The organism is Streptomyces sp. NBC_01077, assembly GCF_045162855.1.
GTDB lineage: Bacteria > Actinomycetota > Actinomycetes > Streptomycetales > Streptomycetaceae > Streptomyces.
Genome location: NZ_CP108669.1, coordinates 9,017,633 through 9,044,132, shown reverse-complemented (window position 1 = coordinate 9,044,132; position 26,500 = coordinate 9,017,633). Strand labels below are relative to the sequence as shown.

At 70.9% G+C, this 26,500-nt stretch carries 29 protein-coding genes and 1 pseudogene; 13 read left to right on the top strand and 17 right to left on the bottom strand.

The genetic code is table 11. From position 1 onward, the window contains the following. Positions 1–97 precede the first annotated feature (97 nt). The 7 genes from OG462_RS40465 to OG462_RS40435 are packed head-to-tail and all read right to left on the bottom strand — an operon-like array spanning position 98 to position 7,509. Positions 98–1,768 carry a flavin monoamine oxidase family protein gene (locus tag OG462_RS40465; protein WP_406065846.1) on the bottom strand — a complete coding sequence of 557 codons (1,671 nt, stop codon included), beginning with the start codon at positions 1,766–1,768 and terminating at the stop codon, positions 98–100. Then, positions 1,765–2,661: a dimethylargininase gene (gene ddaH, locus OG462_RS40460; protein ID WP_406065845.1), complete on the bottom strand. Its 897-nt coding sequence runs from the start codon at positions 2,659–2,661 to the stop codon at positions 1,765–1,767. The genes OG462_RS40465 and ddaH overlap by 4 nt, the downstream gene beginning before the upstream one ends. Beyond that, on the bottom strand, positions 2,658–3,860 hold the full coding sequence (locus tag OG462_RS40455) for an argininosuccinate synthase (protein ID WP_406065843.1): 1,203 nt from the start codon (positions 3,858–3,860) through the stop codon (positions 2,658–2,660). Before OG462_RS40455 ends, ddaH begins: the two co-directional genes overlap by 4 nt. Next, the gene (locus OG462_RS40450) at positions 3,860–4,405 is read right to left on the bottom strand and encodes a formyltransferase family protein (RefSeq protein WP_406065842.1); all 546 of its coding nucleotides are present in this window, start codon (positions 4,403–4,405) and stop codon (positions 3,860–3,862) included. Before OG462_RS40450 ends, OG462_RS40455 begins: the two co-directional genes overlap by 1 nt. A gap of 4 nt (positions 4,406–4,409) precedes the next feature. After that, the gene (yedA, locus tag OG462_RS40445) at positions 4,410–5,327 is read right to left on the bottom strand and encodes a drug/metabolite exporter YedA (RefSeq protein ID WP_406065840.1); all 918 of its coding nucleotides are present in this window, start codon (positions 5,325–5,327) and stop codon (positions 4,410–4,412) included. Positions 5,328–5,342: 15 nt separating this feature from the next. Further along, positions 5,343–6,086 carry a 2OG-Fe dioxygenase family protein gene (locus OG462_RS40440; RefSeq protein WP_406065838.1) on the bottom strand — a complete coding sequence of 248 codons (744 nt, stop codon included), beginning with the start codon at positions 6,084–6,086 and terminating at the stop codon, positions 5,343–5,345. Between the two features lie 37 nt (positions 6,087–6,123). Beyond that, on the bottom strand, positions 6,124–7,509 hold the full coding sequence (locus OG462_RS40435) for a hypothetical protein (RefSeq protein ID WP_406065836.1): 1,386 nt from the start codon (positions 7,507–7,509) through the stop codon (positions 6,124–6,126). 157 nt (positions 7,510–7,666) lie between these two features. Here OG462_RS40435 and OG462_RS40430 point away from each other — a divergent pair, with 157 nt between their 5' ends. From OG462_RS40430 to OG462_RS40415, 4 genes are all read left to right on the top strand, one after another. Further along, complete coding sequence (locus tag OG462_RS40430) at positions 7,667–8,347, top strand: response regulator (protein ID WP_406065834.1); 681 nt, start codon at positions 7,667–7,669, stop codon at positions 8,345–8,347. Between the two features lie 236 nt (positions 8,348–8,583). Next, positions 8,584–10,686, top strand: a complete 2,103-nt coding sequence (locus tag OG462_RS40425; protein ID WP_406065832.1) for a histidine kinase — start codon at positions 8,584–8,586, stop codon at positions 10,684–10,686. A gap of 47 nt (positions 10,687–10,733) precedes the next feature. Continuing rightward, positions 10,734–10,934 carry a hypothetical protein gene (locus OG462_RS40420; RefSeq protein ID WP_406065830.1) on the top strand — a complete coding sequence of 67 codons (201 nt, stop codon included), beginning with the start codon at positions 10,734–10,736 and terminating at the stop codon, positions 10,932–10,934. Positions 10,935–11,243: 309 nt separating this feature from the next. Continuing rightward, a complete protein-coding gene (locus OG462_RS40415; RefSeq protein ID WP_406066896.1) occupies positions 11,244–12,278 on the top strand; it encodes a hypothetical protein in 1,035 nt (344 codons plus the stop codon). Positions 12,279–12,444: 166 nt separating this feature from the next. On the opposite strand, the gene OG462_RS40410 is transcribed toward OG462_RS40415, so the two are convergent. The 5 genes from OG462_RS40410 to OG462_RS40390 all read right to left on the bottom strand — a co-directional run bounded on the left by OG462_RS40410 (position 12,445) and on the right by OG462_RS40390 (position 16,243). Then, a complete protein-coding gene (locus tag OG462_RS40410; protein ID WP_406065828.1) occupies positions 12,445–12,981 on the bottom strand; it encodes a hypothetical protein in 537 nt (178 codons plus the stop codon). Positions 12,982–13,298: 317 nt separating this feature from the next. Continuing rightward, positions 13,299–13,901, bottom strand: coding sequence for a TIGR03086 family metal-binding protein (locus OG462_RS40405; protein ID WP_406065826.1), 603 nt, complete (start codon positions 13,899–13,901; stop codon positions 13,299–13,301). A gap of 240 nt (positions 13,902–14,141) precedes the next feature. Further along, entirely contained in the window at positions 14,142–14,771 is a 630-nt protein-coding gene (locus OG462_RS40400; protein WP_406065824.1) for a ferredoxin, read from the bottom strand. A gap of 74 nt (positions 14,772–14,845) precedes the next feature. Beyond that, a complete protein-coding gene (locus OG462_RS40395; RefSeq protein ID WP_406065822.1) occupies positions 14,846–15,508 on the bottom strand; it encodes a M15 family metallopeptidase in 663 nt (220 codons plus the stop codon). A gap of 156 nt (positions 15,509–15,664) precedes the next feature. Next, on the bottom strand, positions 15,665–16,243 hold the full coding sequence (locus tag OG462_RS40390; RefSeq protein WP_406065820.1) for an RICIN domain-containing protein: 579 nt from the start codon (positions 16,241–16,243) through the stop codon (positions 15,665–15,667). 285 nt (positions 16,244–16,528) lie between these two features. Here OG462_RS40390 and OG462_RS40385 point away from each other — a divergent pair, with 285 nt between their 5' ends. The 3 genes from OG462_RS40385 (at position 16,529) to OG462_RS40375 (ending at position 18,670) form a co-directional block, all read left to right on the top strand. Beyond that, entirely contained in the window at positions 16,529–17,014 is a 486-nt protein-coding gene (locus OG462_RS40385; protein ID WP_406065818.1) for a DUF2975 domain-containing protein, read from the top strand. Further along, a complete protein-coding gene (locus OG462_RS40380; protein WP_406065817.1) occupies positions 17,014–17,235 on the top strand; it encodes a helix-turn-helix domain-containing protein in 222 nt (73 codons plus the stop codon). The genes OG462_RS40385 and OG462_RS40380 overlap by 1 nt, the downstream gene beginning before the upstream one ends. Positions 17,236–17,407: 172 nt before the next feature. Then, positions 17,408–18,670, top strand: coding sequence for a serpin family protein (locus OG462_RS40375; RefSeq protein ID WP_406065815.1), 1,263 nt, complete (start codon positions 17,408–17,410; stop codon positions 18,668–18,670). 238 nt (positions 18,671–18,908) lie between these two features. On the opposite strand, the gene OG462_RS40370 is transcribed toward OG462_RS40375, so the two are convergent. Then, entirely contained in the window at positions 18,909–19,553 is a 645-nt protein-coding gene (locus OG462_RS40370; RefSeq protein WP_406065813.1) for a GAP family protein, read from the bottom strand. A 308-nt stretch (positions 19,554–19,861) separates the two neighbouring features. Next, on the bottom strand, positions 19,862–20,698 hold the full coding sequence (locus tag OG462_RS40365) for a LysR family transcriptional regulator (RefSeq protein ID WP_406066895.1): 837 nt from the start codon (positions 20,696–20,698) through the stop codon (positions 19,862–19,864). 465 nt (positions 20,699–21,163) lie between these two features. Here OG462_RS40365 and OG462_RS40360 point away from each other — a divergent pair, with 465 nt between their 5' ends. The 4 genes from OG462_RS40360 to OG462_RS40345 all read left to right on the top strand — a co-directional run bounded on the left by OG462_RS40360 (position 21,164) and on the right by OG462_RS40345 (position 23,880). Beyond that, complete coding sequence (locus OG462_RS40360; RefSeq protein WP_406065811.1) at positions 21,164–21,526, top strand: DoxX family protein; 363 nt, start codon at positions 21,164–21,166, stop codon at positions 21,524–21,526. 249 nt (positions 21,527–21,775) lie between these two features. Next, the gene (locus OG462_RS40355) at positions 21,776–22,951 is read left to right on the top strand and encodes a PQQ-binding-like beta-propeller repeat protein (RefSeq protein ID WP_406065809.1); all 1,176 of its coding nucleotides are present in this window, start codon (positions 21,776–21,778) and stop codon (positions 22,949–22,951) included. A 174-nt stretch (positions 22,952–23,125) separates the two neighbouring features. Further along, complete coding sequence (locus OG462_RS40350; protein WP_406065807.1) at positions 23,126–23,536, top strand: RidA family protein; 411 nt, start codon at positions 23,126–23,128, stop codon at positions 23,534–23,536. A gap of 56 nt (positions 23,537–23,592) precedes the next feature. Next, positions 23,593–23,880: a hypothetical protein gene (locus tag OG462_RS40345; protein ID WP_406065805.1), complete on the top strand. Its 288-nt coding sequence runs from the start codon at positions 23,593–23,595 to the stop codon at positions 23,878–23,880. Between the two features lie 10 nt (positions 23,881–23,890). Here OG462_RS40345 and OG462_RS40340 read toward each other — a convergent pair whose 3' ends face one another. Beyond that, on the bottom strand, positions 23,891–24,328 hold the full coding sequence (locus tag OG462_RS40340; protein WP_406065803.1) for a DUF4345 domain-containing protein: 438 nt from the start codon (positions 24,326–24,328) through the stop codon (positions 23,891–23,893). A gap of 77 nt (positions 24,329–24,405) precedes the next feature. Here OG462_RS40340 and OG462_RS40335 point away from each other — a divergent pair, with 77 nt between their 5' ends. Further along, positions 24,406–25,014, top strand: a complete 609-nt coding sequence (locus tag OG462_RS40335) for a TetR/AcrR family transcriptional regulator (protein WP_406065801.1) — start codon at positions 24,406–24,408, stop codon at positions 25,012–25,014. A 170-nt stretch (positions 25,015–25,184) separates the two neighbouring features. On the opposite strand, the gene OG462_RS40330 is transcribed toward OG462_RS40335, so the two are convergent. Then, positions 25,185–25,574 (bottom strand): VOC family protein, encoded by a 390-nt coding sequence (locus OG462_RS40330; RefSeq protein WP_406065799.1) that lies wholly within the window; start codon positions 25,572–25,574, stop codon positions 25,185–25,187. Between the two features lie 217 nt (positions 25,575–25,791). Between OG462_RS40330 and OG462_RS40325 the strand changes: the two are divergent. Continuing rightward, positions 25,792–25,890 (top strand): annotated as a pseudogene (locus OG462_RS40325) (DUF6233 domain-containing protein); the annotation flags it as partial. Between the two features lie 122 nt (positions 25,891–26,012). On the opposite strand, the gene OG462_RS40320 reads toward OG462_RS40325, so the two are convergent. Beyond that, positions 26,013–26,435 carry a DUF6223 family protein gene (locus OG462_RS40320; RefSeq protein ID WP_406065797.1) on the bottom strand — a complete coding sequence of 141 codons (423 nt, stop codon included), beginning with the start codon at positions 26,433–26,435 and terminating at the stop codon, positions 26,013–26,015. Between the last annotated feature and the right edge of the window lie 65 nt (positions 26,436–26,500).

The window sequence follows — 26,500 nt, the reverse complement described above, 5'->3', positions numbered from 1 at the left end:
GTCGATCGCCTCCGCTGTCCCCGGAGGTGTCCGCACAGCGGGCCGGGTCAGGCCGTGCCCTGGGTGAGGCCCGGCGGTGTCCGCCCGGCGGGCCGGGTCAGGCCATGCCCTGGGTGAGGGCGATGGAGTCGGGCACCGTGGTCACCTCCGGCACCGTGCGGGGCATGACGCCCAGGATCTGCTGGACGACGAACTGGGCCGACATCATGGCGCCCTCCTGCCAGCCGGGCAGCGGGGAGATCTGGTCCCCGGCGACGTGGAAGACGTCACCGCCCTCGGGCTGGAGCAGTTGCCGGTACGCCTCGCGGTGGTCCTCCCGGTCCGGCTCCCACTGCGCCCAGCCGCCGAGCTGGTACGGCACCTTGTGCCAGGCGACGGTGATGCCCTTCTCCCCCGGGACGAGGGCCTCGTCCGCGAACTCGGGATGGAGTTCCACGGCACCCTCGCGGGCCGCGTCGAGCCGCTCCCGGGGGGACAGGCCGCCGAAACGACCCGCCTTGCCCTCGAAGTTGTACGCGCCGACAAGGGTGCCCTTGCCGGAGAACCAGTCGTGGGACGGGTACCAGATCTGGGTGATGTCGTGGGAGGTCCAGCTGATGCCTCCGTAGATCCGCCCGGCACCGGCGGAGGGGTCGGCGGGGTCGTCCTCCCAGAAGCGCCGGTCGGCCTGCCAGCCCACCTTGCAGGTCTTCGCGAACTCCACGATCCCGACGGCGGACTCGAACGCGGCGGAGAACCCGGTCCGCCCCACGCCCCTGAAAACCGGTAGGGGGATGGTGCTCACGCAGTGCCGGGCGTCGGCCCGCAGGATCCGCCCGCCGCTGCGGTAGGTCACCCGGGCACCGCGCCGGTCCTCGTCGATCGCGATCCCGGTGACCTCGGCACCGAGCACGATGTCGGCGCCCGCGCGCCGGGCCCGGTGTGCCAGGGCCTCGACGATCCGGTCCATGCCGCCGACCGGCTGGAACATCGTCGGCTGCCACTCGTGGTCGAGCGGCTGGTAGAAGCTGGTCCTCCAGAAGCCGGACTCCACCAGCTCCTCGAAGGTCAGCGGCTCGGCGGGAACCGGGAACGGCTCCCCGGCCACCGGGTCGTGAAGGTAGCCCGACCGTGCCGCCACGGAGTACTTTCCGTCGGCGCCGAGCGCCCCGAAGACCCGGAGGAGATCGCGCACTTCGGCGGTGAACGCGTCGTGCGTCGTGAGCGTCTCGGTGAGCATCGCCGCGAAGTGGCCGCGCGTGTCGTTGGCCACCCGCCGGTTGGGCAGGGCCTCGGCGCGGTGCGGCGGCCGCACGAGGTTGGCCGTGGTCTCCATGACGTACGGTTCGAGGGCCACCTGGAAGTCCCGGCAGTATCCGAGCACCCGGCGGTGGTGGTGCGGGATGCGGCCCGGGCCCAGGTTGAGGTAGAGACCGTCGTCGAACCGGCAGGTGTGCGTGCGGACGGCCGCACCGGTCCTGTCGTCGATCTCGTACAGCTCGTCGCCCGCGCGCGCCGTACGGTTGCGCCCGCCGACCCGCTGCTGCGCCTCCAGGACGGTGACGTCGTAGCCGAGCGTGCTCAGCTCGTACGCCGCGGTCAGACCGGCGACTCCGGCGCCCAGGATGAGCACCCGCTCGCCCCGCCGGGCGGGCGCGGGGAGCCGGGGCGGGCCGGTCCAGCCGGTCGCCGCCGGCCCCGCGGCCCCGATCATGGCCAGGTACAGCGCCTGTGCGGCGGGGCCCTTCGGGGTGGTGGGGCCCTCGTTCCGGTCATCCGCGGGGGTCATGACGCCTCCTCTTCGGGACGCAGCTCCAGCGTGCAGCACTTGACGCTGCCGCCTGCCTTCAGGAGCTCGGACAGGTCGACACCGATCGACTCGAAGCCGCGCGCCGCGAGCGCCCCGGCCAGCCGGGTCGCCGCCGACGGCAGCAGTACGTGCCTCCCGTCGGAGAGCGCGTTGAGCCCGAAGGCCGCCGCGTCCTCCGCGTCCGCCAGGATCGCCTCCGGATAGAGGGTCTCCAGGACCGCGCGGCTCCCCTCGGAGAAGGCCGCCGGGTAGTACATGATCTCGGTGTCGGAGAGCACGCTCAGGGCCGTGTCGAGGTGGTAGTAGGCGGGGTCGACCAGGGTCAGGGTCACCACCGGCAGGCCGAAGAACTCCTCGGCCTCCTCGTGCGCCCGGGGTTCCGTGCGGAATCCCGTGCCGGCCAGGATCGTCCGGCCCGCGAGCAGATAGTCGCCCTCGCCCTCGTTGATGAAGCGCGGGGCACGGACCGTCGCGTATCCGTGGTCGGCGAGCCAGGAGAGGTACGCCGGCCCCTCCGCGGCCCGCTCCGGGTGGCGGAAGCGTGCCCCGAGCACCCGGCCGCCGATGACGGTGGCGCCGTTCGCCGCGAAGACCATGTCCGGCAGCCGCGGGTCGGGCGGTATCTCCTCCACGGTGTGGCCGAGCCGGCGGTACAGGTCACGGAGGGCCGCCCACTGCCGCAGCGCGCGGGCCGGGTCGGCACCCTGCTCCGGCCGCATCCACGGGTTGATGGAGTACGTGACGTCGAAGTGGGTGGGCCTGCACATCAGGAACCGGCGCTCGGTCGCCACCCTCGGCGGCCTCCGGCTCCCCGGGACGCGCTCGGCGAGCGAACGGTCCGGGGCCCGGCCCTTCACCGATGTGTGGTTCATGTCCATGACGTGCTCCCTCGGCGCATGCCCGCCACCCTGGCGGGCATCGACCAGATGTACGAGAATCCTTCGCCCGCGCGCTGGTCGAACTCGTTCTCCGCCTCGTAGGAGGCGTAGTCCGGGTGGTACAGCGAGTGCGGGGACGAGCGGCTGACCGTGGTGGCCGAGCCCTTGTAGAGCTTCACCGTCACCGTGCCCTCGACCCGCTCCTGGACATCGGCGAAGAAGGCGTCCAACGAGGTGCGGAGGCCGGTGAACCACTTGGCGTCGTAGACGAGCTGGGCGTACCGGCGGCCCAGTTCCGCCTTGTACTGGAACAGGTCCCGTTCGAGGACGAGGTTCTCCAGCTGGCGGTGCGCCTCGTAGAGGACGGTGGCCGCGGGACTCTCGTACACCCCTCGTACCTTCAGTCCGACGAGGCGGTTCTCCATGATGTCGATCCGGCCGACACCGTGGCGTCCCGCGCGCTCGGCGAGCCGCCGGACCAGCTCCACCGGGGCCAGGGCTTCCCCGTCGAGGTGGGTGGGGACGCCCCGTTCGAAGGTGAGGCGCACGTGCTCCGGGCGGTCGGGCGCGGCCTCGGGCGGCACGGTCGCCGTGTAGACCTCCTCCGGCGGGGCCCGCAGGATGTCGTCCAGCGGGCCGCATTCGACGCTGCTGCCCCACAGGTTGGTGTCGCGGCTGTAGGGGCTGGAGTTGAAGGCGGGGGTCTCCACCCCGTGGGTGCGCGCGTACGCGATCTGCGCGGCGCGGGTGTGCAGGTCCCATTCCAGGACCGGGGAGATGATCCGCATCCCCGGGTCGAGGGCGGTGATGCCCGCGTAGAAGCGGACCTGGTCGTTGCCCTTGCCGGTGGCGCCGTGGGCGACGGCCTGCGCTCCTTCCGCCCGGGCGATCTCCACGAGCCGCTTGGCGATCAGCGGCCGGCTGAGCGAGGCCGCCATGAAGTACGTTCCCTCGTAGACGGCGTTGGCGTGCAGTGCCCGGAAGGCGTACTCGGTGAGGAACTCGTGGCGGAGGTCCTCCATGTACACCTTGGCCGCACCGTTGCGCTCGGCGCGGGTCCTGACCTCGGCGAGGTCCTCGCTCTGGCCGAGGTCCGCGCAGAAGGCGATGACCTCCGCGTCGTAGGTCCGCTGGAGCCAGGAGAGCGCCAGCGAGGTGTCGAGGCCGCCCGAATAGGCGAGGACGATCTTCATCACTGCCTCCCCAGAGTCGTGTGGAGCCGGCGGAGCATGGCCCGGGTGTAGAGCCGTTCGCCCCACTGTTCGTCGGAGACGGGGAGGTCCCGTCCTTGCGCGATCATTCCGATCACCTCGTAGAAGAGCACCAGGCAGTGGGCCGCCGTACGGGCGCTGAGCGAGGCCGCGTTCTCTCCGCGGGCGATCGGGAAGCGGGAGACCTTCACGATCGGACCGGCGTCGATCCGCGGGACGATGTGGTGGCTGGTGGCGCCGAACTCCGCGCCGCCATCCCGGAGGACGAAGTCGTAGCCTCCGACACCACGGAACTGGGGTGTGGCCGGGTGGAAGTTGAGGGCGCTGACGGCGGCCCTGGCGAGGGTCTCCGGCTTCAGGAGCAGATCGGCCTTGAAGCAGAAGATGTGGTCGCCGTTCCACTCCTCGGGGAGCCGGGGCGGCGGGTCGCCGTAGTCCCAGAGCAGGACGGACACGTGGCCGAAGACGTCCCGCAGGTGGGAGGCGGCGAGCCGGCTCCAGTGCGAGGTGTCCCCGATGAAGAGCACGGTCCTATCCTTCGCGTGTGTCGTTCGCATCGTGAAGCTTCCTTCCTCTGAAGATGAACCGGACGGCGATCAGGACCGCCGCCACGGCGAGCACGGTCAGGGCACTGACCCGCTCGGAGAGAATCCAGGCGCCGAGCAGCACGGCCACGGCCGGAGTGACCAGGGTGTAGCTGGTGGCGAGGGTGGTGCGGACCGCGGTCAGCAGGTACATGTACGCGCTGTAGGCCAGGAGCGAGCCGAAGACGACGAGGTAGCCCCAGGCCCAGAGGGCCGACGCGTCGGGCATGCGGTCGACGCGCTCCCCCGCGAGCAGCCCGACGAGGCTGACGAGGGTGCCGCCCGCGAGCATCTCGCCCGCGTAGGCCATCGGGCCCCGGGGCAGCTCGAGGTGCTGGCTGAGGACCGAGCCGAGCGACCAGCTGACCGCCGCGGCGACGATGACGACGGAGCCCTTCGCGCCGCCGCCCAGGCCTCCGTCGACGGCCAGCAGGACGACGCCGACGAGGCCGAGCAGGATGCCGTACGCCTCCATGCGGTTGGGCCAGCGGCGGGTCGCGACGCCGACCATCAGGACGGTCCAGACGGGGACGGTGGCGATGCCGACGGAGGCCAGCCCGCTGGAGAGGGTGCGTTCGGCGATGGCGATGCCGCCGACGCAGCCGCCCTGCATGAGTCCGCCGACGAGGGCGCAGTGGAGCCACTGCCGACGGGTCGGCAGCGTGTGCCCCCGGGAAAGCAGGAACACGGCGAGGATGATTCCGCCCGCGAGGAAGCGCGTGCCCGTCATGAGCAACGGCGGCATGCTGTCCAGGGTGTAGTCGATCGCGAGGTAGGTCGATCCCCACACCACGTAGACGGAGGCGAGGCAGAGGACCACGGTCGGTCCGAGGGTGGACGAGGTTTCCTGAGTCTGCGTTGTCACGTCCGTGACTCCCTGTCAGTCGCTCGCGCGGAGTCCGGGCGAGCAGGTGTAGCCGAGGATGAGGATGTCCCGCGTCGCGTTCCGGGCGGGGTCCACCGGGGCGGTGGGCGTGACGGAGTGCAGGACGTCACGGTCGGCCCAGAACATGGTGTCCAGCGGGTCTTCGAGCCGGAACTCGGCGAGCAGCTCCCCCGATTCGCTGTGGACGCGGGAGTCACCGCCGCGCGTGTTGACCCGGTCCATCAGGTGGATGGCGCCGAAGTCGATCTCGTCGCGGTGGATGCCCTCCGGGGTGGGTTCGCCCGCCTCCCGCGGGGTCGCCCGGGTACGGAACTGGTGGCAGGCGACCTCCCAGGGATGGTCGAGGCCGGCCTCGTCGACGGGGAATTGCGAGAAGTCGAAGCGGATCAGCTCGTTGAAGAGGTCGTTCCCGAGGGAGGCCCGGGTGAGCGGGGCCACCTCGCGGCGGATGCCGCCGGCGTACCTGTTGGCCTCGGTCGACTGGAAGTACGGCCGGTGGGCCAGGAGTTGGATGGAGCGTGTGCGCGGCAGGTACCGGAAGCGGGCGTAGCGGCGTTCCCGGAACGTGGCGCCGTTCTTGAGGTAGCGGTCGGGCTCCAGCCGGTTCCATTCGTCGGCCAGTGCCGCCGCGGCGGCACGCGCGCTCGCGTCGACGTCGAGGTCGGCGCCGCGGACGAGTGCGTAGCCGCGATGACTCAGATCGCTGTGGATCGGATGGGACCAGGTGATCCTTGGCATGTCGGTTCTCCGGGGTGTGTGTCGGGTTCGTGCTCTGTCATCGACTTTCGGGCGCCCGGCGCCCCAAGGACATGAGCGGACTGTCCCCTCCCGGTCCCGGCCGTTGTCCCGGCTCCTGTCCGGGTCCGTGTCCCGGTACCACCGGGGCGGGGGTGGGGGCGGACGCGGGAGCCTGGGTTTCGGGCACGGCGACCGGTTCCGTCGGGGCAGGGGCAGGGGCCAGGGTTTCGAGGGCGGCGCGCAGGACGTCGGCTCCGACGGCGGTGACGGCGCGGCCGTGCTCCAGGTGCGGGACGCCGAGCTCGTCGAGGAGGACCAGGCCGACCCGGTGGGCCCCGACCGCGGCGGCCCGCGGGCGCGGCGGGCGCGGCCCGGTGGAGCCGCGAAGCAGCTCATCGAGTACGGCCCCGGAATCGATCCCGGTGGGCAGGGCGGTCGGGCCGCCGGCCCGTGCCACGAGGTCGGTGTGGGCGTCCAGGCAGGCCGCGTCGGAAAGTCCCGCGAGACGTGCGGCGCGCGCGGCGGCGAGCAGGCCGAGGGCGGTCGCGTCGCCGTGGTGCAGGGCGCCGGGGCGCGCACTCGTGCGAAGGGCGCGGGCGACGGCGCGTCCGTAGTGCAGGACCCTCGCGGGGCCGGTCTCGAAGGGGTCGTAGCAGAGGAGCCTGGCCCGGACTTCCAGGCACAGGGCGAGGAAGGAGGCCAGGGTCCCGGCGTCGTAGCGCCCGCCGCGGCGGAGCCGGGCGGCCACTTGGTCGTACGAGCCGGGGACGACGGCGAGCACGTCGCGAACGAGGCCCCACACCCCGGCCCGCAGGGCGGTGGCGTCGAGGGTCTCCAGGAAGTCGAGCTGACACCGGACCAGGACCGGTGCGGAGCCGGGCCCTTGGCCGGGACCTGTGGCGGGGCCTTGGCCGTGGCCGTGGCCTTGCCCGGAGCCGGGGCTGAGGCCCCTGTCGGCCGCGCCGCGCCGGCCGGCGACGGAGAGCCGGCCTGCGACGGAGAGAGCGGCTCCCGTCATGGCGCAGAGCGTGGTGGGCAGGCGGAGCAGCGGGGGCGGGGTCCCGTCGGGGCGGACGAGCCTGTCGGCGGCCCTGATGACCCGGGTGCCGCCGAGAGCCACGACCACCGAGTCGTCCGGTACGGGGCGGGCGCCGTCGGCCGGGGGCTCCCCCGGTACGGACGCAGCGGGCAGCCACCGTACGCGGGTGGGTGCCGCGGACTCCAGGGAGCGCAGCACGCGGGCGAGGTGGGCCTCGGGCAGCGAGGGGTCGGCGAGGACGACGACCCGGTCGGCGCCGGTCTGTCGTACGGGCAGCGTCAGTTCGGTCGAGGGGCCGGCGTCGGGGCGTACCTGGACGGGGACGTGCACGGGGCCGGCCTGGACGGACCGGTCCAGGGCGAGCGCCGCGAAGGTGGGGCACATGACGGTTCCCGTTCCGTGGGGCGGGTGGGGTTTCCACTGCCACGATCCGGGGCCGGAGTGCCCAAGGGCATGAGTCGGCGGCCCTGTTCGTGCCGTGCCCGGGCCGAGGACAGGCTCGTTACCATAAGTGATCGACGGTTACTGATAGCGTCCGGCTGTGCCCGAAGAAGATCGTTCCGCTCCCCGCGTCCTGATTGTCGACGATCACCCGCTGTTCCGTGAGGGGCTCAAAGCGGCCCTGGAGAGCACCGGCGCCGCGCTGGTCGTCGCCGAGGCCACGACGGGCGCCGAGGTACCCGAGGCCGTCGCGCAGCACCGGCCCGACGTGGTCGTCATGGACCTCTCGCTTCCCGACATCTCAGGCATCGAGGCCACCCGCCGGCTCGCCGAGGAACACCCCGGCCTTCCGGTCCTCATGCTCACCATGTCCGACGACGACGCCAGCCTCCTCGCCGCGCTCCAGGCCGGCGCCCGCGGCTACGTCGTCAAGGGCGCGGGCTCGGACGAGGTCCTGTTCGCCCTGCGCACCGTCGCCGCGGGGGGCGCCGTCATCGGTTCCGACATCGCGGCCCGACTCTCGCCGCTGCTGTCCGGCGGCCGGCAGCACGACGCGGAACGGCTCTTCCCGACGCTGACCGCGCGCGAGGTCGAGGTCCTCGAACTGATCGCCCGGGGCCACGACAACCGGCGCATCGCCCGTGAGCTCGTCCTGTCGGAGAAGACCGTGCGCAACCACATCACCCACGTCTTCGACAAGCTCCAGGTCACCTCGCGCGCCGAGGCCGTCGCCCGGGCCCGTGACGCGGGCCTCGGCGAGGACCCAACCATCGAGGCCTGAGCCGACCCGCGGCCCGAACCCCGCGCCAGTCACGGGAAGGCCCGGGGCAGGGAGCCAGGCAGAGCAGGCCCAGGCGGGGAGCCGGGCCCCAGAAGGCCCAGGGCAGGACCCCGGGGCACAGGAGGCCCAGGGCAGGGTGCCGGGCCCGGGGCATGGCCGGGACACGCGTCTCATGCGCCCGGGACCGTGGGCGTCCGAAGCTGGGAAACCACCGCCGAACCGGCGAGGAGGCCGATATGCGCGCAGGCCGTCGAGGAGTGCCGGACGCCCCCCGGTTGAGGACGGACATGGTGCCCGCCTACGCGGTGTGCGTCCTCACCATGGCCGCCGGTGCCGTCTGGGCGGGGCTCACCCTCACTCGGCTGCAGGACCCCGCTCTCCAGGGCGTCCGGCTCCACCTGGCCGCCGATCACGTCCTGCTCGGCCTGGGCCTCGCGCTGACCGGCATGGTGTTCACCACCCGACGCTCCGCCCAGGCCCTGGGCAGGCTTCTTCTCACCGCCGGCTGCGCCCTGACGGTGGCTCAGACCCTCTCCCTCATGGCTGTGACCTCCCGGATCGGCCCAGGGGCCTTCGCCGCTGTCCTGCTCTTCGCGCTCTTCGCCTACACCCTCCTCGGCGTCGTCATCTATCCCCTCCCCCTGTGGTTGCCGAGCGGACGGCTGCCGGCGCTCTGGGGCCGCCCGCTCGTGGCGGTCATCGCGGTGTGGAGCGCCCTGCAGCAGTTCCACGCCTTCGCCCGCCCCGGCTTCGTCTACTACGGGCGGCCCACCTCCCTGACGGGCGGCGCCTGGACCTGGCTGGAGGACCTGCTCCTCCCCTGGATGGACACCGCCGTCCGCTGGGTGCCGCCGGCCGTCGTCGCCGCCGCGGTACTCCTCATGGCGGCCCGCTGGCACCGGACACCGAAGCAGGAGCGGACGTACGCCGTGCTCGTGATCCCGTACGGGATGTGGATCACGATGCTGTACGTCCACCGGTTCACGGCCGCCCCCGAAGGACTCACCGTCATCGCCCTGTACATCGCGGCGGCGGCCTGGCCCGCGACGCTCGGCTACATCCACGTACGGGAGCGGAACTGGGCCCTCGACCGGGCGGGGCGTCGGATCCTGACCAGTTTCGTCCTGACGTTCGTGCTGTTCATGGCGTACGTCGGCGGCGGCTTCGTCCTCTCGTACTTCGCGCCCGGCACCACGACCCCGAAGTCCGCGCTGATCGCCTCCGCCGCCCTCCTCGTGGGCGTGCTGCTGCGCCCCACCGCCCGCTGGGCCGCGCGGCTCGTCGACCGCTACTACTACGGTGAACGCGCCCAGCCGTACCAGGCCGTGCGCCAGCTCGCCGACCGGCTCGGGCACGCCCTCGACCCCGGCGACATGCCACGGCTGCTGTGCGACACCGTGGTACACACCCTCAGGCTTCCCGGGGCCCGTCTCGTCATCAGCACCCGGCACGGGCGGCGCGAACTGGCCCGCAGGGGCTACCCGGGCAGTGGCGAGGAGCTGTTCCCGCTCGTGTACCAGGGAGAGGTCATCGGCCACCTCCTGGTGCCGCCCCGCCACGGCGAGCTCGCCCTCGACCACCAGGACCGCGAGGCCGTCCGCCTCCTGGCCGACCACAGCGCCCCGGCCATCGCCTCCCTGCGGCTCTACGAGGAACTCCAGACGAGCCGCGAACAGATCGTCCTGGCGCGGGAGGAGGAACGACGGCGGCTCCGGCACGACCTCCACGACGGACTGGGTCCCGCCCTCTCCGGACTGCGGCTCCAGGTCGACGCCGTCAGGTCGGCCATGCCGGCCGAACCCAAGGCGCTGCGGTCGCTGACCACCGTCTCCGAAGGCATCGGCCGGGCCATCGACGAACTGCGCAGGATCACCGTCGGCCTGGCCCCGGCCGCCCTCGACACCGCCGACCTGCCGCGCGCGCTGCAGGGGCTCGCCGAGCAGCTGGGCCGTACGGTGCGCATCACGGTCGGCCTGTGCCCCGAACCGTTCCCCAAGCTTCCTGCGGCGGTCGAGGTCGCCGTCTACCGCATCGCCTCCGAGGCCCTCAACAACGCGGTACGGCACGCGCGCGCGGACCGGGCGGAGGCCACCGTGATCCTCGCGGGCGAGGCGGTCACCGTCGAGATCCGCGACAACGGGAACGGCATCCCGGCGGAGCACGCCGAAGGGGTCGGACTCCGCTCGATGGCCGAGCGCGCCGAGGAGCTCGGCGGAGCGTTCGAGCTGGTCAACACGGGTACCGGGACGCTCGTGCGGGCAGTCATGCCCTGCGGGCAAGGTGGGACACGTGTGGGACCTGAGGATCAGGCGCCTGGGACAAGGTCCTGGCGAGACTGAGGTATGTCCACGGCCCGCCCGGCCGCCCGACCAGCCCAAGGATCGACATGCCCCAGGCCAAGTCCCCCCTCCGCACGACAATGAAGGCACTGATCGCGCCGGCCGTCATCGCGGCCGCCGTCGCCGCCCTACGGAAGTTCCCCGGAGACGGCACCCCGGCTGCCTTCTCGGCCCGTCGCTTCCCTGGCGGCGGCACGCCGACCGTCACCGGCAAGCAGCGCAGGTTCCCCGCCGACGGCACCCCGTGAGCACTGCCTCCCCGCCCCGGCCCCAGAGAGGGGCCGGGGCGTCGTCGCGCGCGGGGCCGTGCGCCGCGGTCGTACACCTGGTGGTCCTCGTCGTCGGGCCTGACCGGGCCGACGGGCAGGCCCTGCATCGGTAGGGGTGACGCAAGATACGGGACAGGAGGGCAACCATTCAGGGGGGTGGCGAGTCTCCTGAACGATCACGCTTGTGATCGCACCTACGAGGAGACCATCATCACCGCGATACGCAAGACCCTCACCGCCACCGCAGTCGTCGGCGCCGTCCTGGCAGGTTCGGCCGCCTGCGGCACGGTGGAGCAGCTGTCCGCCGGGAAGAAGCTGGACCAGGCCTTCGAGAAGCTGGGCAAGGAGAAGTCGATCTCCTTCGAGCTGGACCTGGACGTCGACGCCGAGACCCTCAAGCTGATGGACGCCGAGTCGGACCCGGAGTCCGGCGACGAGATCCCCGACGAGGCCGCGGAGCTGATCAGCGGGGCGAAGATCAGCGTCACGGTGGAGTCGAAGAAGCCGATCGACGAGTCAGAGGAGAAGGACTTCGTCGGTGTGGCCATGAAGGTCAGCACTCCCGGCGGCGACCTCGTCGAGTACCGGGTCGTCGGCGACTACACCTACGTCCGCTCCGACGTCGAAGCCCTCACCAAGGCGATGGACGCCCCGATGCCTCCCGCCGATTCACTCCCCCCGGAGGCCAAGGGCCTCAAGAAGGTGCTGGACGGCGAGTGGGTCAAGTTCAACACCAAGGAGATCCAGAAGGCCGGCCAGGAGATGGCCCAAGAGATGGGCGAGGAGCCCGGCGCCAAGCCGTCGCCCGAGCCCACGCTGGACTCCAAGACCCAGAAGAAGCTCCTGGAGGCCCTCCGCGAGGTCATCGCCCGCGAGGTCGACTTCACGACCGCCGGAGGCGAGGACGGCACCGAGCACATCACCGCCACGGCCCCGTTCCGCACGCTCATCACGGAACTCATCGGCGAGATCCGTCCGCTCACCAAGGACCTGCCGCCCGGTATGGACCTGCCTTCGGACAAGGACCTCAAGGACGCCCCCGACACCAAGGTCACGGCCGACTTCACGCTCAAGAACGGTGACCTGACCGAGGTACACGTCGACCTCGCCAAGCTGGCCGAGAACGCGAAGGTCAAGAAGTTCGGTCTGGTGCTGAAGATGAGCGGGGGCACCAAGCCCACAGCCCCGGCCGGAGCGACCGAGCTGGACCTGGAAGAGCTCATGGGCGGCTTCTTCGGCGCCATGATGCAGGACGAGGGCCTCGGCGAGAGCGACCTCCCCGACGAAGGCCTCGAAGAGGGGCTCACCGGGGACGCCGCGTAGGCACACGCCCGACACCAGGCAGCGACCCCGGCTCAGATCCCAGCCGGTGCCCCGGCGCCGAGTGCCGGGGCGGAACCGCCCCCGGACCGCACAGACGGTGCGGGCACCTGCGCCGGGCCCGCTGCATGACGCGCAGAGGGTCCGGCCTGCCCGACGGCCGACCGCGTCAGTCCTGGTCCGCCCTGGACAGGGCTTCGGTGATCAGGCGTGTCGCGAAGTCGCGGTCGTCGGTGATCCGGTTGATGTGTTCCGCGAGCAGGAAGGCCGTGGCTTCCAGGGGGTTCATCTCGTCCTCGGTCCAGTCTCCGTACTGCTGACGCCACAGGCTGGGGCTCAGGCCCGTGCCCGCCGCGACGACGAGACCGGCCATGGTCGGAATGACCTCGGGACGGACGCTCCTGGGCATCATGCGCATCGTGGCCACGAAATTGGGCACCACGCACTCGATGACGTCCTTGTCGTGGTCCTCGTAGGCCATCCGCAGCCACTTCATGAACATGAAGATGAGCGTGCACGCGCCGTCCAGCACATCACGGGCTTCCCTGGGCCCCAGCGAGGCGGTGAACTGGTCGATCAGCTGCTGCTGTTCGGGGTCGGTCTCGGTCCTGCCGTCGTAGATGGCCTTGAGACGAGAGTCGATCATCAGGAGCGCCGCACCCACGTCGCCGGCGGGAGCGTACTGGGGGTCGCAGGGCGATGACACAGGATTCCTCCTCGCGCGACCGCGGCGGGCAGCGCGGCACACCCGTACGGTAGACCGCCGGTCAGAACAGGATCCGACTTTCCCGGCAGCGCGCCTCCTGCGGTTGCACCCCACCGACCGGCAGCCCTGCAGACACGAACCTCGACGGCGCGTCCTCAGGGCTCGGCGACACCGGGCGGCGATCACCCGAACGGGGGAACCGCTGCCGACGGCGCCCAGACCTGGAGCACCCTGGCGCGTGGCGGCGAGCCGCTCCCCCGGCCTGCTGGAGCTCGTACGGCCCACAGATGGGACTCGTCGCCGCACCGGATACGACGTCACGGGGTCGTCGGTGGCGTCCAGCTCGGGTCTCGCCCGCTCAGACCCACCGCACGATCCAGCAGCGGGGCGTCGTCCGGGACGGGTACTACAGCTCCGAAGATGCCGCCGCCGCGGGTGTCGTCCTCGGCGGCCGCCAGCAGGAACTCGTGCGAGGCGCGCAGGGCGGACTCATCGGGGACGTACTCCTGGCCTGTGGCCCGCGCCAAGTCCCAGCCGTGGATCACCAGCTCGTCGACGGCGACCGCAGCCGCGATCTCGCCGGGCAGGTCCACGCCTCCCGCGCGGGTCATGCCCGTCCAGGCGGAGGGATCCCTCCAGGCTTCCGCCAGTTCGTCCAGGACCTGCGGCAGTACCTTGCGCCAGTCGTCCGGGAGGGCGGGCGCAGCCGCGCCGGGGGCCGTGTCCGTCGTGGAGCCCAGGTCCTTGCGGGCGGCGTCACGGAAGGCGACGGTGAGGCCTGTGAGGTGGCCCAGCAGGTCGCTGACCGCGTAATCGGGGCAAGGGGTCCGGTCGGCGAGGCGCGCGTCGGCGACACCCTCCGCGAGACGGGCCACGACGCGGGCCTGTGGCCCGAGGTCGAACGTCGTCGTATCGGTCATCGGTCACTCCTTGAGGACGAGGTGGTGAAGGGTGGACCGGGCGCGGAACACGAACTCATCGCTTGTCGCGCCACGGATTCACCCAGCGGCCGAGGAGCCTTCCTTCGCGGTTCGCACCCTTGGGGACGGCTTCGTGCCGGCGCAGCAACGGCCGCACGAGGTCCCACTCGGCATCGGTCAGCTCATGGCGACGTATTGCCCCACCATGATCCACCAGTCAAGGTCATTTCGACGGACTGCCTAGAGGTGAGGAAGGGCTTCGTCATCGCGTGACTCGCGGCGGTGTTCGAGCCAGAAAAGGTAGCCGCGCAGGTAGATGTCCAGTCCGCCATCGATGTAGGCGATGAAATCACGATGCCCCTGAGCTGCATCGTGATAGTGGCCGAGGTAACGCGGGTCGGCGTTGAAGCCCCAGTGCGGGTGAGCGTCCGCACCCCAGTCGGAGGCTATGAGGACAGCCCATTCCCGAACGCGGGCTCGGTCCCGCCACCAGTCACGGACGGCTTCCACCGTCCAATGGTCGTCACCGTCCCAGTTGTAGCCCCGGTACGACTCCATCCGGCAACCGTGGATCACGGCCGCGGTCTCGTCCTCGTCGACCGGTTGGCGATAGATGAACTCGGAGCCGAAACCGCCGCCCAGATCATCGTCATAGGCAACGTGATCCGGAGCGTTCAGACGCCCAGTAGCCATGCTGTCGGTCTCGCCGGCGTAGAAAGGGCCCGGAACATTGCGCCAGTTCCGTTGGTCCCACGCACCCGTGAAGAGTTGCTCCGCACGCTCCTCGAGGTTCTCCATCACCCGTTGAGCCGTGGGGAGCGGATTCCAGTAGCCGATCACGGCCCTATTCTGCCCGGCCGCGATGAACATGCTCCGGCCATGCTCGCGCTCCGCCGGTTCGGCGGCTGCCCATGCCCGGAAAGGCGCGTCCGGACGGGCCCGGGTCAGCTGCGCGGGCCGATCTCCTTCGGGCCGTAGAGAGCTGCCGCCGCGCCCGTCATCAAGGCCCAGTAGCGGTCTCCGAAGGACCAGTGCCACCACTCCGTGGGGTAGTTCACCAGTCCGGCGGCCGTGAGTACGGAGCCCAGGAGCTCGCGGTTGGCGCGGGCCTCCTCGGTGATGCCGACGGCATCGGTGTAGCAGGCGCCCTTGCTCTCCTCCGGGTCCGCGTTCATGCGTGTGCCCAGGTCCAGCTCCTGGCCGTCGGTGTCGGCCAGGGTGAGGTCCACGGCCGCGCCGGCGCTGTGCGGAGCGATGTCGGGCGGTGACACGTACCGGCTTGCCGCCGAGTGGATCTGTCCGGCGGTCCAATCGGGGTGGGCGGCCCCCAGTTGACCGGCGTACTCCTCGAAGTACTCCCGCTGAAGAGAAGGAGGCCGGTACCCCTCGACGAACAGCAGCCGCAGGCCCTGCGGCAGCATCGCCTGCGCCTCGATCAGTCGTTCCAGCACGCCTTCCCGCAGGTATGCGTAGGCATCCGCCGGGTCCTGCTTGCGTGTATCGACCAGCAACGAACCATTGCGACGGACGTCCACAAGGCGTTCACCGCATTCGGCGACGGGTATGGAGGACACCTTCGGGTCCGACATCAACACGATCTTCGTCATGGCCCGATCATTCCGCAGGGCTCACCCCCGTCGGACCGAGAGGTGCTCGTTCATGCGTCGACGAGCGCTCGACGGCCTTGCGGATCCGGCCACGGGCTCGCCGGGCGTTCGAACTCGGCACGCGGCCGGGAGCCACCGGTGTAGGTGCCCACCGGCTCATTCCCAGGGTTTGAACAGCCATCTCGGGGAGTTCTCGGTGCACGTCTGATAGACGACGGGGGTGCCATTGCGGTGGCTCCCGCCCGCGACGCCGACACAGTGCTGGTCGCTGATCTCGAAGCGGTCCCCGTGACCGATCATCTGCCAATCCGTGGTCAGGTTCTGGTCCGAGCAGTCCCCCTGCACGATGTCGCTGCCCGGTTCGAAATTGTCCCCCGCCATGGCGAGGCACTTGTCGCTGTGCTGGGCCCGGAGCTTGACGAAGAGGACGTGGTCGGTGTCACGCTTACCGGGCGGCCGGTCCTCCAGCTCTCCGAAGGGCATGTCGGCTGTGTTCGTGACCCGCCACCGCTGGTCCGTGATCCCCAGGCAGTCCCACAGGACCACGTCCGCGCCGGAGCGCTGGGAGGATCCTGCGACGCTCAGGCACTTGCCGTCCAGGCTGCGGATCTCGTAGTACTGCACGGCTGCGTGGGCTGGGCTCACACCCAGGACACCCAGGACCAGGGACTGCGCGGCGAGTATCCCGAGGGCGGCGGCCACGCGGGCCGCGGGACGCCGGGGCGTGCCGGTCATGAGTCCTCCTCGGCCGAACGGCGGATACCTACAAGCCGACGCTAGCCGCCGTCCGGGGGCCACCCGGTCATGGACTACTCCATCCGGGTGACACCGGGCCGTGGGAGAGGCGGGGCCCGGCCCAGCTGAGGCCAACGCAGCGGTGGAGGCCGGCGCCATGGCACTCCCCCGTGGGCACGGGGGCGGCGCCCCCTCATGGCGAGCCCGCCGCCCCAGCATCCCGACCATTGCTCTATCTATCGAGATTCGATAGATTCCCATCGTAAATCGATGAGAGGATGAGTCGTGGGGAAGTTGACCGTGCATGCGCTGCGGGCCGTGCTCGCAGTGGTGCTCACCGGCACTGTGTTCGTACAGGCATTGATGGTGTGGGCGTTGGCCACCGACCCGGAGGACGGGTCGCTCCCCCTGACCCCGCTGCGCGTGATCACGATCCTGGGCATGTTCACGGCCCAGGCAGCCCTGGTCAGCGTGTGGCGACTGGTCAGCATGGTGCGACGCGGAACCGTGTTCTCCCACGCCGCCTTCCGGTACGTCGACATCGTGATCGGCGCGATCGTGACAGCCGCCCTGCTCTGGCTCGCGGTCACCGTCATCAACGCGCCGGGCCAGCGCGACGACCCGGGCGTCACCCTCATCATGGGCGGGATCAGCCTGGCCATCCTCGGAGTCGCGCTCATCGTGCTCGTCCTGCGGATGCTGCTCACCCAAGCCGTCGCACTCGACGCCGAGGCAACGCAGATGCGAGACGAGCTGGACGAGGTCATCTGATGCCCATCACCGTCGACATCGACATCATGCTGGCCAGGCGCAAGATGTCCGTGGGCGAGCTCGCCGACCGGGTGGGAATCACGCCCGCCAACCTCGCCGTACTCAAGAACGGCCGCGCCAAAGCCGTACGCTTCGCCACCCTCGCCGCCCTCTGCGACGTACTCGACTGCCAGCCTGGCGACCTGCTCCGCTGGGAAGCCGAAGACGCCACCGACGAATGACACACCCCTGGCGGGCCGGTGCGGACGCCAGCCGTCTGATGCGCCCGGAGCGAGCTGCGAAAACCATTCCCTTGTACGGCACCCCCACAGGTACGGTTTCGCTGTTCACAGGCCCGTGAGGGGACGAACAGATGACGGGGGCGCAGCTCAGCTGCCGCCCCTGGGGGGCGGCATGAGGGCGACATCAGCGACGATCCGCGCGGTCAACAGGATGACCGCACACTGGGCGGCCGACGGCCTGGCGCCGGAGGCGCTCGCCAAGGGGACGGCATTCTCCGCAGCCGGCCTCTGGCCGCTCCTGGCCTTCCTCGCGGACGGCGCGTGCGGACCGGCCCGCGGTGAGCTGGAGGACGCACTCGGCATGCGCGCCGACGAAGCTGCCGAGGCAGCGCGCGGGCTGCTGGGCGCGCTGGCCCGTATCAGGGGCTCATCGGCCGCGGTCGGGCTGTGGGTGCGTCCCGGGCTGGAGGTACACGGACAGTGGGCGGCCGGGCTGCCCGACGCCACGCTGGGCCGGTTCAGCGGCGACGACGAGGCCGACAAGAAGGCCCTGGACGCATGGGCCACGGAGCGGACCGGCGGACTGATCCCCGCCATGCCGCTGCGCCTCGACAAGGCGACGCTGCTCGTCCTTGCCGCCGCTCAGGCGGTTCGGACCAAGTGGCTGAGCCCCTTCCAGGAAACCGGGCTGGAGCCGGACGACGAGGGCCCCTGGGCAGGCAGGGACCTGGTCGGACTGAGCCGCCGCACCAGCCTGCTGGACCGGGTCGGTGTCACGGAGACCCCGACCGGCCGCCTGACCGTCCTCCACGTGCTCGGCAACACCGGCGTCGACGTCCACCTCCTCCTCGGAGAGCAGGACGCCGCGCCCGGCGCCGTACTTGCCGCCGGAATCGGCATCCTGTCCGGCACACACCAGGTTGTGCCCGGCTACCGGCTGCCGCTCGGCGAACCCGGACCCGGACTGAACGTCCGCAATGTGCGCGCCGGCGACCGCGACCACGTCCTGTCCGTGACCACGTCCCCGTTCTCCCTGACCGCCGCCCACGACCTGCTCGCCACTCCGGCGCTGTTCGGCCTGACCAGCGCCACGGACGCCGGCCACGGCCACTTCCCGGGTGTCAGCGACGCCCCGCTGGCCGTGCAGCAGGCCAACCAGTCGGCATCGGCCCACTTCACCGCAGAGGGCTTCCAGTCGGCGACAGTCACGGCCTTCGGCGCCGCCGCCGGCTGCGCGGCGTCGGCGACCCCGTACGTCGTGCGCCACATCAGACTCGTCCTCGATCGCCCCTTCGGGTTCCTCACCGTCCACCGCACCTCCCGGCTCGTCCTCTCAGCCGGCTGGGTCGCCGAACCGGTCGACTACGCACCCGCCGAGAGAGACGACGAGGACTACGACTACGACGACTACGACGACTACGACGAGGAAAGCTGACCGACAGGACGAAGCGCGCGCCTGACGGACCTGACCCCGCCGGTCAGCACGGCCCTCCCTGGTGAGCCGGCGTTCGGGCGAGGCTGGGCGGGGCCGCCCAGCCGAACGGCGTCGCGCCAGTGCGGAGGCGTTCGTCCTGGCGCTCGGGGAGCCCGCCCGCGAACGAGCGGAGGTCCGGGTGAGGGCGTCGAGTTCGGGGCAGTGGGTGGCGTGTTCGTTGCCGCCGGGGCCGTCCGTGTCAGGCGACCAGCTCGTAGATGCTCCGGGCCGTCAGCCACAGGCCGGCGAGCAGGGAGAGGGTGACGATCAGCTGCTCCTGGTGCTGCTCCAGCCAGCTCCGCAGAGCGTTCAGCCGGGCGTTCGCGGCTGCAGGCGCCCAGACCGCGTACATCTCCATGACGACGAGGCTGAGCGTGGCCAGCAGGCAGTAACCGGCCAGTGCGAGCCAGTCGGTCAGGGTGGAGAGGTTCGCGTCGACGGCGGTCGCGGCGCCGGCGCCGACCAGTGCCCACGGCTGCAGCAGCCATGCGAGGCCGGCTGCGGTGGCCGGGGAGGCGTCGTCGATCCGGGCGGTCCAGCGTGGCGGGCCGTGCGGGCGCGGCGGTCGGCGGCGCCGGTGCGCGCCGTACAGCACCAGTGCCACACCGATGACGAGTTTCGCGACGATCGCGGCAGTCGAGGGTGCGCTGTGACGTGCGGGGGGCTGACCACCGGTCAGCAGCACCACACAGGCGATCACCGCGACGAGATTGGCCAGCCACGACAACAGGAACGCCAGCCCCTGACGAACGCCGCGCCGCGAGGAGAGCAGGAGGATGAAGGCACTGTTGTGCAAAGGCCCCAGGGTGATGGCCGTACCGATCACAATCATGTCGGGGACCATCGAATCAGCCGCTCCTGGACGTGAGTGAGGTCTGCCGGTGGACGGGGGGCCGGTCGGCAGAGTCGGGCGGCGCTGCTGCGGTGCCGCATCCCGACTCTGACGGTGGTGAAGGGGCCGGTCAAGCAGGCCACGCCCGTACGTTCGTCCGCATCGATCCGGACCTCGGACCTGCCTTCTCATCCGGCGGCGCGGTAGTGGTGTGGCGCGGGCGCTGGTGCTCGGGCGAGCTGGAGACGTACGAAGCCTGCGCGACCGGACATCTGGCGTTTGATCGTCCTGATCCGGCTGACAGACCGGCTGCGCCGTACTCAGCGGCGGTACGCGGCTGTCGCGATCTCGATGAACGAACGTACCAACGGGTTCATGTCGCCCTTGTTCCACACCGCAACCACTCGGCTGGGCGGCATGTCGATCAGCGGCACCGCGGCCAGCTCTGCGGGCAGGTCATGTCCGAGTGGGGCCAGGCCGACCGTGCCGTTCCACCGCACGGCCTGCAGGCATTCCTGGACGACGCGCACCACTGGGCCCTCGCGCGGCTCGCCGCCGTTCCAGTACGCCTGCCAGACCGGGTCCGTCCCCTGCGGGAACTGGAACCAGCGGCGGTCGCTCAGGTCGGCCAGCCGCAGCCGCTCACGGGCGGCCAGCGGGTCGTCCGCGCGCAGGACCACGCCCACCGGATCGCTTCGAAGCTCACGCACCGTCAGGGCGGTTTCGTCGAACGGTGCCCGCGTCAAGGCCACATCGACCAGGCCGGCGCGCAGCCCGCAGGTCGGATCGGTCAGGTCGGTGTCGCGGATACGGACGTCGATGTCGGGGTGCCTCCGGCGGTAGGCCTCGGCCAGCCTGTTCGCTCCCGGGTCGGTGCTGTCACCCAGGATGCCGACCGTGATGCTCGCACCGCCGGCCGCCGCGGAGACGCGTGCGCGGACGCGGTCGGCCTGGGCGAGCAGGGCCCGCGCCTCATCGAGCAGCACGGCACCCACCGGGGTGAGCGTGACACCGGCGGGCGTGCGGACGAACAGCAGGGCACCGACCTCACCTTCCAGCTGCTTGATCGCCCGGCTCAGCGGCGGCTGGCTCATGTGCAGTCGAGCGGCCGCTCGGCCGAAGTGGAGTTCCTCGGCGACCGCCACGAAGTAGCGCAGGGTACGTAGCTCCACTCTGCAACGATACCCACAAGGTATCGGCGTCGCGGAATGGATCTTGGACAGCCGCCGGGGCCCGGCGGTGCACTCGGAACATGCCTCACGAAACCAGGACCAGCGCATCGCGGGCCGGACCCCCGCCGTATCCGTGGCCGGCCCCGGCGAACGGCGCGGCTCACCTTCGGCGACAAGAGACCTCCAGAGACGTGATCGCCGCCTGTCGACCGCTCACGCCGCACGCCGGAATTCATGTGACGAGCCGCTGCGCGACCGTGCCTGTCACTGACCTCACCTGAAACCGACGGGATGGCAACAGCCGGCCGTCCCTCACCTGGCCGACCAAGCAGGGGCGCTCCCCGTTCTTCCGAGTCCCTCGGACGATGACCCGGTCTCCTTCAAGGAAGCCGCCGTGGAGCCCTGCGAATCGACTGGCCACCTGCAACCGGTGACCACGGAGGGGAAAACATGAACATCGCATACTGGATCGTCGCCGGACTGCTCGCCCTCTTCTACCTCTATGCGGGCGCTATGAAAGTGATCCGCAGTCGTGATCGACTGCGCCCGATGATGGCCTGGGTCGACCGAATACCCCTGCTCGCCGTCAGGGCGCTGGGGACCGTCGAAATACTCGGCGCCGCCGGATTGATCCTGCCGCCACTGACCGGCATCGCACCCTGGGTGGCACTGCCCGCGGCCTTCGGGTTCCTGCTCCTGCAGATCGGTGCGATCGCCGTCCATCTGACCGGCGAGGATCGCCGGATCACACTCAACGTCGGACTCGTCGGCACCGCGGCCGTCGTCACGTGGCTGGCCACAATCTGGCTGTGACCGCGCATGGTTCTCAGGAGATGCATGCTGCGGGATGGCAGGTGGGGCGACGGGCGCTCTATGTTGAGCGTGGATCCGGGGGGTGCGATGCGGCGTCGGGGGTGGCGGGGGCTGCTGGTCGGGGTGTTGGGCTTGCTGGTCGCGGGGTGTTTCGCCCCGCAAGGGCCGCAGTTCGGCGATGGCGAGGCGGTTCCCGAGGAAGCTTCGCGTGTCCGGTTGCCGGTGCGGCCGGGGCCTGACGGTACCTGGGTGGTGAACTCCACCGAAGCGGGGCTGCTCGGCCAGGGCCGCATGCTCGTTCAGCGGGAAGGGCCGGAGCGGCAGGGCTGGCGGCTGACGCTGCCCGCCGAGTTCGCGCTGACCTCACAACAACCCGGCGCGGCACACTCCGCGCTCGTCCAAGGCCACAGGGTCGTGATGGTCGGCGGACGCGAAGGCCACCGAGGGCCGAGCGCGATCGCCGGGCTCGACCCGGAACAGGGGCGCCTGAGCTGGCGGCACGCTGTCCCGCCGGGCAGCCAGGTATTCCTGTACGCCGACGGTTTCGCGACGGTGCTGGCGGCTGACTGCCGCCCCGGTTCCTGCCACCTGACCGGCTGGGAACCCCGGTCCGGGCGGCGCAAGTGGACGCGCACGGAGCCAGGGTCGGTACGGGTCCTGGACGGCTGCCGGGCCGACACGTTCACCGTCGACCCACGCCCCGGCGTCGACCGCTGCCGGCCGTATCTGGTCACCCCCGACCGCATCGCCACCCTGGACCCGGAAAGCGGCCGGCCGTACTGGAAGACGGGCCTCCGGATGCCCCATGGCAGCATCGACCGGATCACCGAACACAACGGACGGATCACCATGGCCACCGCCCCGGCCAGGGGCAGCTGTCGCGTCACGGTCCTCGCCAGGCCGGCCGGGAAGGACGACGGTCACGAGGCCCGCGACTGGCAGCACACCTTCGTATGGGACCAGCCCCAGGCCCCGCGCGACCCGCGCACCGGATGCCGATGGGACCGCACTCTCCCGCTGTTCGTCGGCTATGCCATGGCGCTGCCGGACGCCAAGGGTGCCCTCGTCGTCGACCCCTACTTCGGTACCCTGGGCCGCTCCCGGCGGCTCGCCCCGGGCGAGTACCTGGTCACGGACGGCACCATGAACGAGATCATCCGCGCACCCGGCCGGCCGGACCGGGCCCTCAACGAAGCCGACCGGCCGGTCCGCCCTGACGGGCTGAGCCCCGCGGCACGCGTCCTCACAGACCGCTTCTGGCAGGACGGCCGACGCCTGCTCCTGCTGGACCACGAGGACCACACCCTCTGGGAGGGTGCATCGGACTGCCGGGCCTTCCTGCACCACGGCAAGGGCCCCGGTGTCGTCCTCACCTATTGCGACGGCACCGACCTGGTCACCCTCCGCCCCGTGCACAAGGACTGACGGACCGTGTAGCCGACCGTCGACTCCCTTGAGCCTTGCGATGGAGCGGCGCTTCACGACTGTCGGCCAGCAGGGACGGCGACGCTGTGGGCTGCAGGAAAAGGGGAGGCGTCGGCGACGTGTCGTTGGCAGGATGTCCGGACTCAACACCCGATGGGAAAGGACCCGACCACCGTGGCTCGTGCCATCACTCTGATCCGCTCCACTTCTCTGTCCGACGTCGCCGAGTACGCGTATGCGGCCACGGCACCCGCCGAGTCCCGCCTGATCTTCCTCGCGGGGGCGTGTCCCCTGAACGACGACGGTTCAACAGCCGCGGTCGGGGACTACGCGGGTCAGGCGTCGAAGGCCGTTGAGAACATGCAGGTTGCTCTCGCTGCCGCCGGCGCGTCACTTCAGGACGTCATCAGTACACGGGTTCTCGTCGCATCGGCACGGCAGGAGGACCTGGTGGCCGCCTGGCAGGTGGTCCGGGACTCGTTCGGCGACCACGACGTCCCCAGCACCTTGATGGGCGTCACCGTGCTCGGCTACAAGGACCAGCTCGTCGAGATCGAGGCCGTCGCCGCCGTACTCGATCAGTGAGGCAGGCCGACGCAATTGCGGCGGCCGGGCGGGCCGTTCAGGAATCCATGGGAACCGTGGCAGAGCTCGCCGCCACTACCGGCACCTATGTACTGACCTCGACATCTTCGACCCGCGCGGCGATCGCGTCCCCGAGCAAGGACGACCCCGACCTCACGGGCGTACTGCTTCAGATCCTCGGGCAGGGGGTCCCGGGCGGGCCTGAGCTGCTCGACGTTCGGACGATCCATCACATGCTCAGAGAACACCTGGCCGGCCAAGGGTCGCCACAGCCGGAGATGACCGGTCATGGCGGAGCTCGACTGGCTCTCGGCGGCAACCATGCCGTGGGCGCCGGCGCCTGACACAGACGATTCAGCTGCGCGGGTAGGTCCCCGGCCTAGGCGATCCCTGGGCTGCCGCGGCCCCGGTCCGGACCGCCTTCTCCTCGGCGTCCGCCAGCCAGAAGTACAGCGGCGGCATCACCAGTTCAATGACCGTGAGCACCACCTGGAACCAGTGGGGCCACCCGTGCACGGCGAGCGAGAGCAACCGCCCGACCGCGCCCAGCAGGAACACCCCGGCCAGCCACCGAACCACCGTCGCCGGGATCGGCGACTGCCGGGCCGCCCAGAGCCAGACGAGCCCGTAGCCGGCGAAGATCGCACCGAAGAACCGCTGCAGACTGTCGACCGTCGCGCCGGCCGAGTCCGCGCCCGGCACCGAGCCGTTCCCGAGCGCCACATGGAACAGCCCGATCGCCACGCAGGCGATCCCCATCGTCCGTACGAGCCACCTGAGAACTCCGGCCATGATCCGACCCACCCCCATTAGTAGACACGCGTCTACTAGACGTCACTAGTAGACGCGTGTCAAGTAACCTTCTCCCCGTGCCTCCCCGCCGAAGACTCAGCCCCGCCGAGCGCCGCGCCCAGTTCCTCGCCGTAGGTGCGCAGCTCTTCGCCGCCCGACCGTACGACGACGTGCTGATGGAGGACGTCGCCGAGCACGCCGGCGTCTCCCGCGCGCTGCTGTACCGCCACTTCCCCGGCAAGCGCGACCTCTTCGCGGCCGTCTATCAGCAGGCCTCCGACCGACTGCTGGAACAGGTCCCGCTCGACCCGACCGGCGACCTCCTCGAACAACTCGCCGCCGGTCTCGACGTGCACCTCGACTACTTCATCGCCAACCGCAACGCCGTCCTCGCGGCGAACCGCGTGCTCGCCGGCGATCCGGTGATCCAGACGGTCATGACCGACGAGCTGGACGTCCTGCGGGCCCGGCTCCTCGACGTGCTCCCGCTCGCCGACGGCGGCAGCCGGGCCGCCGTGTCGGCCGTCCTGAAGAGCTGGCTTGTGTTCGTCCAGGTGCTCTGCGTCGACTGGCTCACGGCGGAGACGTGCACCCGCACCGAGCTGCGCGACGCCTGCGTCGGCGCCCTCCTGGGCGCTCTCCGCCCGCTCCTCCCCACAGACCCCGCGCCCGGTTGGCCGCGATAGGCCGGTTGCCCACCCGCCGTTCTCACACCGCCAACGCCGTTCCCACACCGCCAACGCCGGTGAAACCTCGGCGTGACGGACCGGTCGGCCATCGGACTACTGTGATTCTCGGCCCGTGCAGCAGTCGAGGGCAGCACCCCGACGCGGGGTGCTGCCCTCGGCGCTTGCGCTTACGACGGCCGGCCGCCGTACGGCACGGTGATGAGTTCCATGAAGTGGCCGACCGGGTCCATGAAGTACACGCCGCGTCCGCCGTCGTTGTGGTTGATCTCGCTGGGGTGTTGCCGGTGCGGGTCGGCGTAGTGCTCGATGCGGCGCTGCGCGATTCGCGCGTAGGCCGCGTCGAACTCCGCCTCCGAGACCAGGAATGCGTAATGCTGCAGGGTGATCTCGTCCGCGCGGATCGTGGCGAAGTCCAGCGTGACACGGTTGCTCAGGTCGACCGCAATGAACGGGCCCCACTCGGCGGTGATCTCAAGGCCCAGCAGGCCCGCGAAGAACTCGGCGGACTCCCGGTTGTCCCGGGCGTGGACGATCATGTGGTTCAACTCAACTGGCACGGAATGCCTCCGAGGGCATCTCCCGACACCTCCATGCCTCGCCCAGCCAGCGACCGACACGCGATGTCACTGAAGATCCTAGTTGCTGCTCCAGCGCGGCGGTAGGCGGTCAGGACCGCGGCTGCGCCGTCGCCACGTTCTGGGCTCGCCCAGGGCCGCCCTCCTGCGGCTGGAGGCCTAAAACTTGGACTGGTAGTTTCAGGCCTCACGCACCACACCACTCACCGAGGAGCAGGCCCGCCGGGCCCTGGCCGTCGACGGGCTCCGCGCGTGTGAGATCTGCCGACCGGACGCCGAGCTCGGCATCCTCGACTGACCAGATGCACCCTGGACGTATGGACGGCGCCCCGATAGTGCCACCCGCCCTCCCCCACCGGAGGCCGGCGAGTCACCGTGCACGGCGCCAACATCCTCGGCCTCGCCCACGACCGTCGTCGGTCAGCCGGTGCGGCGGGAGCGGGTGAAAGACCGCCCGCCGAGGGCCGTGCCGATCAACCCCAGCAGCAGCGCCACGTAGGCCCCGCCCAGCCCGTTGCCGGTTCCGAGACCGCCGTCGGCGGTGGCCGCGACCAGGCCACCTAGGGTCATGCCGATCAGGCCCGCTGCCATGGCCGTCATGGCCCCGAACGGCCCGTTGGCGGTGCCAAGACGACTCGCGGGGCGGGCCAACGCCAGCCCGGCGATGATCACGGCGGCCAGCCCCAGCAGCCCGCCCGTGGTGGCTCCGAGCCTCCCGAGGCCGAAGTCGGTGACACTGGCGGCGAGCGGCTGGACCGAGCTGTGCGCCGCCGCTGGTGCGGCGAGCCCGACGCCTCCGAGCAGGGCAGTCGCGGCAGCGGCGATCAGGCGACGAACGGACATCAGGGTGCTCCTTCTCTTCCCACGGCTGGATCTCGTCCGAGCATGTCTGCCGGACCGACCGCCGG